Raw genomic sequence first — 13,638 nt, 5'->3', positions numbered from 1 at the left:
CGCGCAAGCCGCGTGAAAGAAGCCGGTCGGCTATAGCCGCCGGAATAGTCCCTACACCCAGTAGGGCACCCGCGCGCGATACTGTCGCATCGCGAACACCGCCAGCATCCAGCCGACGACGGTCAACACCAGCACCACCAGCCAGTGCCGCAGCTCCTGGTGAGCGCCCAACAGTGGCGCCCGCACGATGTCCAGATAGTGCAGCAGCGGGTTGAGCTCGACGATGCTCGACCAGCGGCCCGCGCCCTGCCGACGCAGGGTCTCGTCGTTCCAGATGATCGGCGTCATGAAGAACAACAACTGCACAACGGAGAACAGCAGCGGGCCGATGTCGCGGTAGCGGGTCGCCAGGATGCCAAAACACAGTGACACCCAAACGCAATTGAGGAAAATGAGCGCCAGCGCCGGAAGAAACGACAGATCCGCCCACGACCATGGCTTAGGAAAGATGATCGCGATGACGAAGTAGATGACGATGTTGTGGGCGAAAAAGATCATCTGCCGCCACACCAACCGATAGACGTGCACGCTCAACGGTGCCGGCAGCTGTTTGATCAGACCTTCGTTGGCGACGAAAACCTCTGCGCCGTCCAGGATGGCGGCGTTGATCAGGTTCCAGACGATCAGCCCGAGCGTGACGTAGGGCAGGTGCTCAGACAGCTCGAGCCGAAACAGCTTGGAATACAGGCCGCCCATCGCGACGGCGGTCGTTCCGGTGGCGATGGTGATCCAGAACGGCCCCAGCACCGAGCGGCGGTACCGCTGCTTGATGTCCTGCCAGCCCAGGTGCAGCCACAGCTCGTGGCGGCGGAACCCGTCGACCAGATCGCCTCGGACGCGGGCCAGTGTCCGCGACTGTGTCTGGAAGCTAGCTTGAGCATCCATGAATGTCATGCAGATCCTCCAGGCTTGCCAAACTTCTCCCGACGGCCCAGGCGGCGCAACCGAATCCACTCCCACAGGCCTTTAGGGTCGCGGCGGGTCACCAGGAAGAACCAGCCGAACCGCAGCCATTCCTGGGCCAATAGTTTGCGCAGGCCGGGTTGCGACAATACATAGCCACGGTTGCGGTAGGTGAAAAACCGCTTCCCGGGATCGTCGGGATATTGGGCGTGCATGCGGCCACAAAGGATCGGCTTGAATTCGTCTGATCCGCAGGGGTGCAGGTAGACCGCGTCCAGACAGGTTCCGAACGGCAGACCGGACCGGACCAGCCGGCGGTGCATCTCCACCTCGTCGCCGCGGATGAACAGCCGCAGGTCAGGCACGCCGATCGCCGCTAGGGTGGATGCCCGAAACAGTGCGCCGTTGAACAGTGATGCGATCCCAGGCAGCAGCTCTTGGCCCGCCTCGGTGCGCAATTCACTTGCGCGCCTGCGCCATACCAGGCCACGCCGCAACGGAAACGCCAGCCGCGTCGGGTCGTCTATGTTGCACACCATCGGTGACACCTCGGCGAGGTCGTGCTTCTGGGCGCACGCCAGCAGGGTTGCCAGCACCCTAGCGTCTTGCGCGTGCCCGTCGTCGTCGGCCAGCCACACCCAATCGGCGCCCTGTGCCAGCGCGTGCAGCATGCCCAGCGCGAATCCGCCCGCGCCGCCCAGGTTTCGGCGTGACCCCAAATACGTGGTGGCGATCGGTTGTCCCGCGACAAGATCACGGACCCGGCCGTCGCCGGAACAATCGTTATCGACCACGATCAGGTGGTCCGGTAACCGGGTCTGGGTGGTCAGCACATCCAGCGACTTGGCCAGCTCGTCGGGGCGCCGGTGGGTTACCACGACGGCGAAGACGGATTCAGTCATCCCTGGACGTTCTGTCTGTCGGCCTGGGTCTCGGCCAGTACTTCGCGCACGTGCCGGGCGGCGTCTTCACCTTCGTAGGCCCGTACCACCTCTTCGATACCACCGGCGAGCCTGATGACGCCATGGTCAATCCATATCGCGGTCTTGCATAGTCGAGCCAAAAACTCGTTGGAATGGCTTGCGAAAACCAGGATCCCGGAACGTTCGACCAAATTCTGCAGCCGGGACTGGGCCTTCCTCAGGAAGTCGGCGTCCACGGCGCCGATGCCTTCGTCGAGCAACAGGATCTCTGGGTCGATGCTGGTGACCACGCCCATCGCCAGGCGGACTCGCATCCCGGTGGAATAGGTGCGCAGCGGCATCGAAAGGTACTCGCCCAATTCGGTGAATTCGGCGATCTCATCCACTTTCGCCTGCATCTGTTTGCGGGTCTGTCCCAGAAACAGCCCACGGATGATGATGTTCTCGTAGCCGGAGATCTCGGGGTCCATGCCGATGCCCAGATCGAAGACCGGCGCCACCCGGCCGGTGACCTTCGCCCAGCCGCGGGTGGGCTCGTAGATGCCCGAAAGCAGGCGTAGCAGCGTCGATTTGCCGGCTCCGTTGTGTCCGACCAGACCGACCCGGTCACCCAGGTTCAGCTCCATGGTGATGTCGCGCAACGCTTCGATGACGACGACGTTGGAGTTGTTGCACCCGATGGTGCCGCCCGCTTTACCTAGGACCGCCTTCTTCAGCGAACGTGACTTGGCGTCGAAGATAGGGAACTCCACCCACGCGTTGTGCGTCTGGATATGGGGATGGTGCGGATCCGACACGGCTTACAGGTATTGTCCGGTGCCGTGGCCGTGCTGGCCCGACTTGCCGACCCCGGGCGGCAGCGCACCCTGGCGCATTTGTTGCAGCTGCGCGCGCGCCGCCATTTGCTGAGCAAATAGCGCGGTTTGGATGCCGTGGAACAGCCCTTCCAGCCAGCCGACCAGCTGTGCCTGGGCAATGCGCAACTCGGCGTCCGAGGGCACGGCGTCCTCGTTGAACGGCAGGGTAAGCCGGTCGAGCTCCTCGCGCAGTTCCGGCGCCAGACCATCTTCGAGTTCGCGGATGCTGGTGGCGTGGATATCGCGTAGTCGATTGCGGCTGGCTTCGTCGAGTGGGGCGGCGCGGACCTCCTCGAGCAGTTGCTTGATCATGGTGCCGATGCGCATCACCTTGGCGGGCTGCTCGACCAGGTCGGTCAGCGACGACTCGTCGGAGTCGTTCTCCTGCACCGCTATCAGCCGCGGGTCGACGCCGCCGATGACCTCGACGTCGTCGTCGTCGCTGCCGGTACTCAATCCAATCACCATCCTCTTACGCACCTTCTAGGAGTGTGTTGCTGCGCCAGTGCCGCGCCATTCGTAGATTCGGGCCTCGCCGTTGTCGTAGATCTTCGCCCACGACCTCGATGTCTCTAACGACACTAGTCCGTCCGGCACGGCAAACCCCCGCACCGTCGGAGTGCTGGTCAGGATATAGCGGATACGGAGGACTTGGATGGCCTCGAGTACCCGAGGATCGCTCTCCCCGTTGCGGCCATAGGCCCAGAAGATGAACCGGTGATAGCCCGGGCCCTGTTGCAGCGGGTAGTCGTAGTGGGTCCACAGCGGGTGTAGGCCGGCCACGGCATACATCCACGCGGTGCCGTCCGTGTTGGCGTTGCCAATCAACGTGTCGCGTGCGCCGGGCAAACTCGCCAGGTATGCCATGGCGTCGAGATCTTTCTGGTCGATCATCACCGAGTCGTACTTGTCGCCGAACAGAAATCGGTGCCGGGGAAAGTAATGCCACGCACTGACCAGAGTGGCTCCGATCAGTAGTGTCGCGGTCGCCGATGCCCAGACGGACACCGGCTGGGGTCTGAAACGGTCGGTCAGTCGTTTCGCCGCGGCCACTAGCAACATGACTGTCGCGAACAGCGCCACACCTGCCATCAGCATCAACAGCAGGGTTGTGGCCGCCGCGATGCGGCGCGGATCGTGATAGAAGAACTCGCCGAGTGCGCCGGCCACCCCTCCGATAGGTCCGCCCAACGGTGTTCCCGCGTCGACGTTCATCACAATCAACAGCAGCCAAACCGCCAGCGGCCACCAGATCTTCTTGACCAGCAGAATGAGCCCGCCGATGGCGGCCAACACAATGAGCGCGTACTGGACCGGGAAGTCGTTGAGATGGCGGGAGTGCTGGAAAACAGCGTCGAACAGCCCACGCTTCTTGCTGAGATAGGTGGGAAAAGCGTGTCCGGCGATGATGTCTTCCTGCTGCCTGACGCTCAAGAACTGCGGCAACATGACCAACCCGGCCATCGCTGCCACGCCGGCCAGCGTCAACAGGTCGGCCAGCCTTGATCGCACAGGATGCCGCAGTGCCTCGAAAAGCCACCAGGCCGACACCAACAGCGCGACGACGATACCGCCGGTGATGTGCAGTGAGAAGACGCCGACCAGCGCTAGCACGGCCACCGGGATGCGGTCGCGGTGCCGCAATGTCGAGGTGATCAGCACCATCGTCGGCACCGCGATGCCGTAGGCCGCCAGGTTGGGCATAGCGGCGGTATCGAACTCGACGTAGGGCACCGCGGTGAACGACGCCGAGAGTGCCGCGGCGGTGCCCGCCGCTCCGGCAGCGCGCCACTCTGCCGAGGCGCAGGAGGCCGACCACAGCGCGCCCGGGTGTGAGCGCACCGCGCGCCAGGTGAGAACGGCTGCACTGACCGGAAACAGCCAGACCGAGGCGGCCAGCGAGCTCAGCGTGTAGCCGGTGGTGGGTGCCGCGCCGGTTAACTGGCAGAACACCGCGACCAGCCCGTGGAACACCGACGGGTAGTACAACGGGGCATGGGTCTCGACGTTGCGAAGCTCGCCCATGTGAGTCGAGGACGCCTGGCCGGTGTCCAGGATGAAACGTACGGTGTTGGCGTGCCAGACCGCGTCCCAGGTGCTGGGGATGGACTGCCAATGCGGTATGCCGCGATATGCGGCCCATCCGATCAACAGGGCGCCCAGCAGCACCCCGGCGGCGACCGTAACCGCGGGCCAGCGGCTAATCGCAAGTGCCTCGGCGTCGAGGTCCCGAAAACGGGCAAGCAGTAGCTGCAAACCGGTCGCTACAGCGCACGTCACCGCCAAGGCGGCCAGCGCGGTCCAACCGTTCCAGGGAATTCCTAGCGCGCCATAGGGGATGATCGCGAGTGCCACCACGCCGTATGTCAGCGCCGGGCCAACCGCGATGGCGACCGGCCACCTCAGCTGGGCGATGCGAGCAACCATTGCCCCCGGCGCTATCAGCAAAATCAAAGCGATTAGCGTACCGAACCACAAGCCCACTCGATTAGTATGGCTGGCCGGGTGACATGGCTCAGGGAAGCCCGGGCGGGCTGGGACGTCTAGGACACCCGAGTTCTAAGGTGGCTGGCATGGCATACGACGTCGCCCGGGTGCGCGGATTGCACCCATCGCTGGGTGACGGATGGGTGCACTTCGATGCACCGGCCGGAATGCTGATTCCCGATTCCGTCGCGACCACCGTGTCGACGGCCTTCCGCCGGTCGGGCGCTAGCACAGTGGGTGCTCACCCGTCGGCGCGGCGTAGCGCGGCGGTACTCGACGCCGCCCGTGAAGCGGTGGCCGATCTGGTCAACGCAGACCCGGGCGGCGTGGTGCTGGGCGCCGACCGGGCGGTGCTGCTGTCGTTGCTGGCCGAAGCGTCGTCCTCACGCGCCGGGCTGGGATACGAAGTGATCGTCAGTCGTCTTGACGATGAGGCCAACATCGCTCCGTGGCTGCGGGCGGCGCACCGCTACGGCGCCAAGATTAAGTGGGCCGAGGTCGACATCGAGACCGGCGAGCTGCCGACGTGGCAGTGGGAGAGCCTGATCAGCAAGTCAACCAGGCTGGTCGCCGTCAACTCCGCATCCGGAACGCTGGGTGGGGTCACCGATCTGCGGGCGATGACCAAACTGGTGCACGACGTGGGGGCACTGGTGGTGGTCGACCATTCCGCGGCCGCGCCGTATCGGTTGCTCGATATCAGAGAAACCGACGCCGACGTGGTGACGGTGAATGCGCATGCCTGGGGCGGTCCGCCGATTGGGGCGATGGTTTTCCGTGACCCGTCAGTGATGAATTCCTTCGGATCGGTTTCGACCAATCCGTATGCCACTGGGCCGGCGCGCCTGGAGATCGGCGTGCACCAGTTTGGTTTGCTGGCTGGTGTGGTCGCCAGCATTGAGTACCTGGCGGCGCTCGACGAGTCGGCTCGCGGCAGCAGACGCGAACGACTAGCGGTGTCGATGCAATCTGCCGACGCGTACCTGAACCGGGTCTTCGACTATCTGATGGTGTCGTTGCGCTCGCTGCCATTGGTGATGCTGATCGGTCGCCCGGAAGCACAGATACCGGTGGTCAGCTTCGCGGTCCACAAGGTGCCGGCCGACCGCGTGGTGCAGCGGCTGGCGGACAACGGAATTCTCGCGATCGCCAACACCGGCTCACGCGTGCTCGACGTGCTGGGCGTCAACGACGTCGGCGGCGCGGTCACCGTCGGGCTGGCGCATTACTCGACGATGGCCGAAGTCGACCAGCTGGTGCGCGCGCTGGCGTCGCTAGGTTGATCCGGCCGCGAGGTTCGCCTATACCGTCAGCAGAATCTTTCCGAACGTCTTGCCCGACAACATCAGTTCATGCGCTTGTGCCGCCTGTTGGATGGGCAGCCGGGTGCCGATGACGGGCCGGACCCGGTTCGTGGCGATCATCGGCCAGACCGAGGCCGCCACCGCCTGGGCGATGGCCGCCTTGCCGTGCGGGCCGCTGACCGGCCGGGCCCGCAGCGTGGTACCGATGACGCGCGCCCGCTTGGTGAGCAGCTTGCCCAGGTTGAGCTCGGCCTTCACCCCGCCCTGCATGCCAATGACGATCAGTTGCCCGTCGGTGGCCAGCGCGTCGATATTGCGGCCCAGGTAGGACGCGCCCATGATGTCGAGGATGACGTCGGCGCCGGTACCGTCGGTCTCTTTCTTCAGCCGCGCGACGAAATCCTCTTCGCGGTAGTTGATGGTGATTTGGGCGCCCAGGTCGCGACAGAGCTCCAGTTTCTCCGGTGAGCCGGCGGTGATCGCCACCCGTGCTGCCAGGGCGCGGGCCACCTGGATCGCGTGGCTGCCGATGCCGCTGGCCCCGCCGTGAATCAACACCAGTTGACCCGGGCTCAGATGAGCGGTCATCACCAGGTTCGACCACACCGTGCACGCCACCTCCGGCAGGGCGGCAGAGTCGACCACGTCGACGCTCGGCGGAATCGGCAGCACCTGGTCGGCCGGAACGGCAACGCATTCGGCATAGCCGCCGCCGGCAAGCAAGGCGCAAACCTCTTGTCCGGCAGACCATTCGGTAACCCCGGGACCGACCGCAGCGACGATGCCGCTCACCTCCATGCCGATGATGTCGCTGGCGCCCGGGGGTGGCGGATATTTGCCGGCGGCCTGTAGCACGTCGGCGCGGTTGACACCGGAAGCGGCAACCCTGATGAGCACTTCGCCCGGCCCAGCCGACACGTCGGGGACTTCCTGCCATACCAGTCGATCTGAGGATTCGGCGACGATGGCACGCATGATGCTGACGCTACCGGCTCGTTACCCTTATCAGCGGTGGCGTGGCAGAGCGGCCTAATGCACTCGCCTTGAAAGCGAGAGACGGCTGAAACCGTCCGGGGGTTCAAATCCCTCCGCCACCGCTGTATCCCCGCCGCTTGGGGGTGGCTTGTTGCGTTGGGTGACGTGCGCGCGTTCGCGTCTGATGCGGTGGGCCAGCTCGGCCGCTCGGGTCCGGTGCCGTCGCGGCATCGGCAGGGTGTGAGTGGGACCAATGGCTGGTGGGGATGGTGTTGGGGGTAGTTCGGCGGTGGTGGTGTGCCAGCTAGGTAAGAAGATTCGGCTGCCGGGATGAGTGGTGTAGGTGTGGCCGTTGGGCGCGGTCCAGATGATGGTGCCGTCGGGCAGTTGCACATCACGCCAGCCGGTCCAGAAGGTCTTGAGAAGGTGATGTTTGCGGCAGAGGCATTTCAGGTTGGACGGGTGGGTGGGCCCGAGTGGGTAGGGCAGCGTGTGGTCGATGTCGCAGAATTCGGCGGGCTGGTCGCAGCCGGGGAATCGACAGGTCATGTCTCGGATCCGGACGAATTCGGCCAGCTTGGCCGACGGCCGGTAGTGCGGCTCCGATCGCAGATCGCCGGGATGGCGCACGCGGCTGAGGGCGGCCCCACCGCGGATCAGCTCGGCCAGCAGTGGCGCGGGCACCACGCCCCCGCCGCTGATCAGCGCGGCCGGCGGCTTGACCGCCGGGGTGGCGGGTGCTTCGGGTGCCAACGCGGGTTCCGGGCCGGATAGGTGTGGGTCAGGTGCAGCGTCTAGTGCTGCCGCGTCGGCGACGACGTGGATGACCACACCGGTTGCCTGCCGGTGGTTGCCGGCACTGGATGGGCAGTCGGGATTACCGCAGCCGCAGGTAAGCCGATCAGCGCCGGCGGCCAGCGCGCCCAGCGCATCGGCGCGCCGCTGGGCGATGGTTCGGGGATCGTCGTCGCAGACGCCGTGGGCCAGCTGGGTGAGGCGCCGATCCAGCATGGCGGCGTCGGTGGCAAACAACCGGCCCCATAGTGCGGCGGTGCCGGCATCTTCGTCGGGATCACCGATGCACAGGTCGCGGCTGCGGGCCGAGATACGGGTGCGTCGCAGTGCGGCGGGATCGTACCGATCAATCCAGGAGTCGATAGCCTTCTCCAGTTTGGGGGCCGACAGCGGACCCCACGCTGTGGCGTGTTTGGCCAGGGCGGCATCGAGCAGACTCAGCGCTTCGGGGTCGCGAACCAGGTAGGTGCGCCAGGCGATGATCGACACCAGCCGCGCGCTGAGCTGCCCGGCCAAAAACAACGCCGCCACCTGGGGCAGCCGGTTTAGGCTGAGGCTCAGATGCATCTGCCCGGAGGCCTTACGGTGGCTTACGGTCAGTGCGGCGGCCACCTCGGCGGCCGCGCAGTCCCAGCCGTCGCACGCCCAGTCGGCCCGCTGGTCATCGCCGGTGCGCCGGCTGGTGAGTTCGGCGATCGCTGACAGGCGGCGGGCGCCGGCGGCCGCCTCGGCGCGCGCGCAGTCCTCGATTGCGGCAAGCAGCGCGGCATCGTCGGCATCGCGCAGCTCCGCCGGGTCCGACAACAATATCTCGAACACATGTTCGAGTATAGCAGGCCTGCACCGACCGCGTTGACTCGTTGATAATGCGCGCGTACGGCGGCGCGCCTACCTGAATGGCCCGACATTGAGTTGTGCGTCACTACGGGGTGGCACCGAAATCACGCGCGCGCTTTTCACCCTCACCACCAGCAACGCCGCACCCGGCACCACCCAGCGCAACGACAAAGCCGTCCGGCTCGGTTAGGGCGGCGTGGCGTGCTTGTGGGGCAGATCAGCCCGACGATACCCGTGGTATTTCGGCGGTAATGGCGTTCAGCAGGGCGCCGTAGCGCCCAGCCTCGGGGTCCCTACCGGGTTTGCCGCTACTGATCAAACCGGCCGACAGGGCTCGCTCGGGGTCGGCCCAAACCGCAATGTTGACCAGACCGAGATGGCCGAATGCCGCCGGCGCGTTGCGCCCGAACGGCCCGTACCTGGCGGACCCCAGCATGAACCCGGTGCCCCAGCGAAGCGGCATCAGCCCGGTGGCGAAGTCCGGTCGCAAGCGCCGGCATTCCGTCACCGCGCCGCGCAGCGTCTCGGGACTCAGTATCCGAACACCGTCGAGTTCACCACCGCGGCGCAGGATTTCCATAAAGCGGGACAGCTCGTTGGCCGTTGACACGGTGTTGGACGACGGGAGGATGGTGCTGAGGAAGAACGGGGCGTTCGTATAGGGGATGATCTCGTGCACGGTTCCGCCGATCGCCTTGCGGAACACCGCGGCGATCACCGGCGGCAGCGGCCGCCCGGTGGCGTGACTGGGCGCGACCAGCGGCACATCGCGCTCGGCGACGCCGAAGTTGGTCCACCGAAAGCCCAGCGGGTCGAGAATCTCGGCGGCCAGGATCTCGCGGATTTCCTTGCCGGTGGCCGCGTAGACGATCTCACGCATCAGCGGACCCCAGGTCAGCGCGTGGTAGATGTGTACCAGTCCGGGCCGACATAGCGGCCGTAGTTCGCCGAGCCTTTCCACCGCGTATTCATGGTCGTCCGCGCGTCTGACGTCGGGTCGGGGCCCGGTGGGAAACGGGACGCCTGCGCTGTGGGTCAGCACGTGCCGGATCGTGGTGCGGTGCTTGCCATGACTGGTGTAGGAGGGCAGGTACTCGCAGACGCGGTCGTCGAGCGCGAAGTGTCCGCGCTCGACGAGCATGTGTACGACGGTCGCCGTGATCGCCTTGGCCGCCGAGTACACGCAGAACGGGGTGTCAGTCGTCACCGGGATTTTCTCGGCATCGGCCTCATCGGTGGGGGCGTTGCCCCAGCCGTGCCCGATCGCGCGGTTGAGCACGACCCGCCCATGGTGCCGAATGCACAACTGGATCGCGGGATGCATACCGGCCCGATACCAATGGCGTGCGGCCCGCCAGATCCGGTCGACGGCCGCACCGTCGATTTCGGAGTGGTCCTCTTCGCCGGTTGCCGTGACGGCGTCTAGGTCGGCCGGGACACGGATCTTGCCGTCGCCAGCGCGCATGGTCGCCGGGTCTACTCGCCGGTGAACTGGGGCGGGCGCTTGGCGAACGTCGCGGAAATACCTTCGGTGAGGTCCTTGGACGGCAGAAACGCGGCGTTCCAGGCGGCGACATAGCGCAGGTTCTCCGAGACGGCGGACGTGCGTTGTTGGTCGAGAACGTCCTTGATGCCGTAGACCGCCAAAGGTGGGTTGGCGGCGATCTCGGCGGCAGTCGCGTGGGCCGCGGCCAGCGTCTGGTCGGCGTCATCGTAGACGTCGTTGACCAGGCCGATCTTCTCGGCGCGGGCCGCGTCGATGTTTTTGCCGGTCAGCGCGAGTTCTCGTAGATGGCCGTCGCTCAGGATTAGTGGAAGGCGCGCCAGGCTGCCCATGTCGGCAACAATCGCTAGCTTGACCTCGCGCACCGAGAACTTCGCGTCGGCGCTGGCATACCGGATGTCGACCGCGGAGATCAGGTCGACGGCGCCGCCGATGCACCAACCCTGGACGGCCGCGATCGTGGGGGTGCGGCAGTCGGCGACGGCGTTGATCGCCTTCTGCATGCGCAGTATTTCGGTGTGGAAGTCCGTGCGTGGGCGGGCCAGCGCGCCGTCGGCGATCAACGGGGCGAACATTCCGCCCATGGCCGGTACGTCCAGGCCGTAGCTGAAGTTCTTGCCCGATCCGGTGATGACGATGGCCCGCACCTCACGGTCGGCGTCCAGGGCATGGAACACCTCGGGCATCTCCGACCAGAATGCGGGCCCCATCGCGTTGCCCTTGCCCGGTCCGATCAGCGTCACCTGCGCGACCTGGTCCTTGGTTTCGACGGTGACGGATTCGTAGGTTTCGCCCATGCCCAGACCGTAGCGTGGCCAGTATGCCGCCTGAATCGCGACCCGGACCAGATTCCCCACCGACCGACGAGCTGGCGTGCGCGGAAGCCGCGCTGCAGGTGCTGCAGCAAGTGCTGTACACCATCGGCCGCCAGGACAAGGCCAAGCAGACACCGTGCCCGGGGTACGACGTGAAAAAACTAACCGAGCATTTGCTCAACTCAATCATGGTCCTCGGCGGCATGGTCGGCGCGGAATTCTCACTGCGTGCGGACATTGACTCTGTGGAGCGCCTGGTGAGCGTCGCCGCCCGTTCGGCCCTGGACGCCTGGCACCGTCACGGTCTGGAAGGAGACGTATCGTTGGGTCCCGGCTCGATGTCGGCCAAGGTTGCCGTCTCGGTCTTCTCGGTCGAATTTCTGGTGCACGCCTGGGATTACGCGGTCGCCGTCGGGAGTGAGCTGAAGGCTGCCGATTCGTTGGCCGAATACGTCCTAGAGCTGGCACGAAAGCTCATCAAGCCGGAGGAACGTAGTGTGGCCGGTTTCAATGAACCGGTCGACGTGCCGGAAGATGGCGGGGCGCTGGAGCGGCTGATTGCGTTCACCGGCCGCAACCCGGCCAGATAGCCGTGACGCTCGAGCGTGGGCGTCGAATTTTCTTACGGGCCACGCTCATTGGTCGCTCCGCCAGCGGCGGGCGAACCGCAGGAACGCGGCGTTCTCCTCTGGTGCGGCGACGGTGACCCGAACGCCATCCGTGCCGTACGGGCGGACCACGATGCGTGCATCGGCGGCCTGCTCCACGAAGTCTTGGGTGCGGGATCCCAGCGGAAGCCAGACAAAGTTGGCCTGCGATGGCGGCAGCGTGAACCCGGCAGCACGCAACTCGGCGCTGACGCGGGCGCGCTCGGCAACCACGGTGTCGGTACGGGCCAGCAGCTCGTCGGCGGCGTCCAGGGACGCGATGGCCGCGGCCTGCCCGATACTCGACACGGTAAATGGCACGTAGACCTTGTCCAGCGCGGTTATGACGTCGGGGTGGCCGATCGCGTAGCCGATCCGCAACCCCGCCAGGCCGTACGCTTTCGAAAACGTACGCAGCACAACGACATTGTTGTGTGCGCGAACCAGGCCCAAGCTGTCGGGCCGCATGCCGTCCCGGATGTACTCCACATACGCCTCGTCGATGGCGATCAGGATGTGCGCCGGAACCGCCTCGACGAAGCGGGCCAGCGCGTCCGGACCGACGACGGTGGAGGTCGGATTGTTGGGGTTGCACACGAAGATCAGCCGGGTGCGGTCGGTGACCGCGGCGAGCATGGCGTAGAGGTCGAACGTGTGGTCGGTCAACGGCACCTGGATGGGGATAGCGCCGGCGACCCGGACCTGTGGTGGATAGAGCTCAAAGCTGCGCCAGCCGAAGACCACTTCGTCACCAACCGAGGCGGTGACCTGAACGAGTTGCTGGCAGAGGCTGACCGAGCCGCAACCGACGGCGACGTGCTCGGGAGCGAAGTCCGGGCCAAGATGCCGGGCCAGCGCGGCCTTGAGCTGCACGCAGCCGTTGTCGGGGTAGCGGTTGACCGTGTCGGTAGCCCGGTCGATGGCGGCACGGACGCTGGGCAGCGGGCCGAACACGGTTTCGTTGCTGGCCAGCTTGATGGCGCCCGGCACCGTTTTGCCGGGCACATAAACCGGCAGCCCAGCCAGCTCGGGTCGCAGGCGGGCGGTCACGTCGACAGCATATGTGGCGGCTGTGTACGCTAGGCCTCCGGCGGCTCGGGGAGTCCGGGTACTCTCGGGAAGTCCATGGAGGCGTGCCAGAGCGGCCGAATGGGGCTCACTGCTAATGAGTTGTCCCCCTTCAAGGGGACCGGAGGTTCAAATCCTCTCGCCTCCGCAGTCCTTTAGGGGACACAACTGAAGACAAGCGCCCGTAGCTCAACGGATAGAGCATCTGACTACGGATCAGAAGGTTGGGAGTTCGAATCTCTTCGGGCGCGCTTTCTACCAGCGAAAACGCGTTCCGTTGGTATCAGGCGCCGGGAAAGCTGTCACGGATTGTCACAACTCGTGCCAAACTCTGCGCGCCGTCGGCCAGCATGTCGGGCTGCGAGCGCACATACGTCCGCATCGTGAACGCCACATCGGCGTGGCCGAGCCAGGCTGCGATCACCGCGGCGGGAAGCCTTGCAGGTGCATTGTGGTGCCTCAGGTATGGCGAGCATCGTGCAGCCGAATCCGAGGCACTCCGGCCGCGGCGACGGCCCTCCCG

General features: G+C 65.7%; 12 protein-coding genes, 3 tRNA genes and 1 pseudogene. 5 read left to right on the top strand and 11 right to left on the bottom strand.

Features of this window, described 5'->3' with window-relative positions; all coding sequences use genetic code 11:
• Positions 1–51: 51 nt before the first annotated feature.
• Genes wzm through MCAN_RS19985 form a run of 5 tightly spaced genes read right to left on the bottom strand, consistent with a single transcriptional unit; the run spans position 52 to position 5,167 of the window.
• A complete protein-coding gene (gene wzm / locus MCAN_RS20005; protein WP_014001951.1) occupies positions 52–894 on the bottom strand; it encodes a galactan export ABC transporter permease subunit Wzm/RfbD in 843 nt (280 codons plus the stop codon).
• Complete coding sequence (gene glfT1 / locus MCAN_RS20000) at positions 891–1,805, bottom strand: galactofuranosyltransferase GlfT1 (protein ID WP_014001950.1); 915 nt, start codon at positions 1,803–1,805, stop codon at positions 891–893. Before glfT1 ends, wzm begins: the two co-directional genes overlap by 4 nt.
• Positions 1,802–2,623 carry a galactan export ABC transporter ATP-binding subunit Wzt/RfbE gene (gene wzt, locus MCAN_RS19995; RefSeq protein WP_014001949.1) on the bottom strand — a complete coding sequence of 274 codons (822 nt, stop codon included), beginning with the start codon at positions 2,621–2,623 and terminating at the stop codon, positions 1,802–1,804. Before wzt ends, glfT1 begins: the two co-directional genes overlap by 4 nt.
• Positions 2,624–2,626: 3 nt before the next feature.
• A complete protein-coding gene (gene bpa / locus MCAN_RS19990; RefSeq protein ID WP_003899690.1) occupies positions 2,627–3,163 on the bottom strand; it encodes a proteasome activator protein Bpa in 537 nt (178 codons plus the stop codon).
• 3 nt (positions 3,164–3,166) lie between these two features.
• Positions 3,167–5,167 (bottom strand): DUF6541 family protein, encoded by a 2,001-nt coding sequence (locus MCAN_RS19985; protein WP_014001948.1) that lies wholly within the window; start codon positions 5,165–5,167, stop codon positions 3,167–3,169.
• Between the two features lie 89 nt (positions 5,168–5,256).
• Between MCAN_RS19985 and MCAN_RS19980 the strand changes: the two genes are divergently transcribed.
• Complete coding sequence (locus MCAN_RS19980; protein ID WP_014001947.1) at positions 5,257–6,453, top strand: cysteine desulfurase-like protein; 1,197 nt, start codon at positions 5,257–5,259, stop codon at positions 6,451–6,453.
• A gap of 18 nt (positions 6,454–6,471) precedes the next feature.
• Here MCAN_RS19980 and MCAN_RS19975 read toward each other — a convergent pair whose 3' ends face one another.
• Positions 6,472–7,449, bottom strand: a complete 978-nt coding sequence (locus MCAN_RS19975; RefSeq protein WP_014001946.1) for an NAD(P)H-quinone oxidoreductase — start codon at positions 7,447–7,449, stop codon at positions 6,472–6,474.
• 35 nt (positions 7,450–7,484) lie between these two features.
• On the opposite strand from MCAN_RS19975, the gene MCAN_RS19970 reads away from it, so the two are divergent.
• A tRNA-Ser gene (locus tag MCAN_RS19970) sits at positions 7,485–7,571 on the top strand.
• A gap of 487 nt (positions 7,572–8,058) precedes the next feature.
• On the opposite strand, the pseudogene MCAN_RS22050 reads toward MCAN_RS19970, so the two are convergent.
• From MCAN_RS22050 to MCAN_RS19945, 3 genes and pseudogenes are all read right to left on the bottom strand, one after another.
• Positions 8,059–9,063 (bottom strand): annotated as a pseudogene (locus MCAN_RS22050) (DUF222 domain-containing protein); the annotation flags it as partial.
• Between the two features lie 235 nt (positions 9,064–9,298).
• Positions 9,299–10,546, bottom strand: a complete 1,248-nt coding sequence (gene lipE / locus MCAN_RS19950) for a lipase LipE (protein WP_014001944.1) — start codon at positions 10,544–10,546, stop codon at positions 9,299–9,301.
• An 11-nt stretch (positions 10,547–10,557) separates the two neighbouring features.
• A complete protein-coding gene (locus MCAN_RS19945) occupies positions 10,558–11,382 on the bottom strand; it encodes a crotonase/enoyl-CoA hydratase family protein (protein WP_003420587.1) in 825 nt (274 codons plus the stop codon).
• Positions 11,383–11,405: 23 nt separating this feature from the next.
• On the opposite strand from MCAN_RS19945, the gene MCAN_RS19940 reads away from it, so the two are divergent.
• Positions 11,406–11,990 carry a TIGR03086 family metal-binding protein gene (locus tag MCAN_RS19940; RefSeq protein WP_014001943.1) on the top strand — a complete coding sequence of 195 codons (585 nt, stop codon included), beginning with the start codon at positions 11,406–11,408 and terminating at the stop codon, positions 11,988–11,990.
• Between the two features lie 45 nt (positions 11,991–12,035).
• Here the strand turns inward: MCAN_RS19940 and hisC are convergent, their stop codons facing one another.
• The gene (gene hisC / locus MCAN_RS19935; protein ID WP_014001942.1) at positions 12,036–13,097 is read right to left on the bottom strand and encodes a histidinol-phosphate transaminase; all 1,062 of its coding nucleotides are present in this window, start codon (positions 13,095–13,097) and stop codon (positions 12,036–12,038) included.
• A gap of 77 nt (positions 13,098–13,174) precedes the next feature.
• On the opposite strand from hisC, the gene MCAN_RS19930 reads away from it, so the two are divergent.
• Together MCAN_RS19930 and MCAN_RS19925 are read left to right on the top strand one after the other, a co-directional pair.
• Positions 13,175–13,263: transfer RNA gene (locus tag MCAN_RS19930), tRNA-Ser, on the top strand.
• 30 nt (positions 13,264–13,293) lie between these two features.
• Positions 13,294–13,366, top strand: a tRNA-Arg gene (locus tag MCAN_RS19925).
• Between the two features lie 32 nt (positions 13,367–13,398).
• Here MCAN_RS19925 and MCAN_RS24250 read toward each other — a convergent pair.
• Entirely contained in the window at positions 13,399–13,539 is a 141-nt protein-coding gene (locus MCAN_RS24250) for a hypothetical protein (RefSeq protein ID WP_321537228.1), read from the bottom strand.
• Positions 13,540–13,638: the final 99 nt, after the last annotated feature.

It is taken from the genome of Mycobacterium canetti CIPT 140010059 (assembly GCF_000253375.1).
Taxonomy (GTDB): domain Bacteria; phylum Actinomycetota; class Actinomycetes; order Mycobacteriales; family Mycobacteriaceae; genus Mycobacterium; species Mycobacterium tuberculosis.
This window is presented reverse-complemented; position numbering and strand designations above follow the sequence as displayed.

Coding starts and splice junctions, on each gene's coding strand:
- MCAN_RS19940 (WP_014001943.1), top strand. CDS start 11,406: ATGCCGCCTGAATCGCGACCCGGACCAGATTCCCCACCGACCGACGAG.
- glfT1 (WP_014001950.1), bottom strand. CDS start 1,805: ATGACTGAATCCGTCTTCGCCGTCGTGGTAACCCACCGGCGCCCCGAC.
- lipE (WP_014001944.1), bottom strand. CDS start 10,546: ATGCGCGCTGGCGACGGCAAGATCCGTGTCCCGGCCGACCTAGACGCC.
- wzm (WP_014001951.1), bottom strand. CDS start 894: ATGACATTCATGGATGCTCAAGCTAGCTTCCAGACACAGTCGCGGACA.
- MCAN_RS19980 (WP_014001947.1), top strand. CDS start 5,257: ATGGCATACGACGTCGCCCGGGTGCGCGGATTGCACCCATCGCTGGGT.
- MCAN_RS19975 (WP_014001946.1), bottom strand. CDS start 7,449: ATGCGTGCCATCGTCGCCGAATCCTCAGATCGACTGGTATGGCAGGAA.
- MCAN_RS19945 (WP_003420587.1), bottom strand. CDS start 11,382: ATGGGCGAAACCTACGAATCCGTCACCGTCGAAACCAAGGACCAGGTC.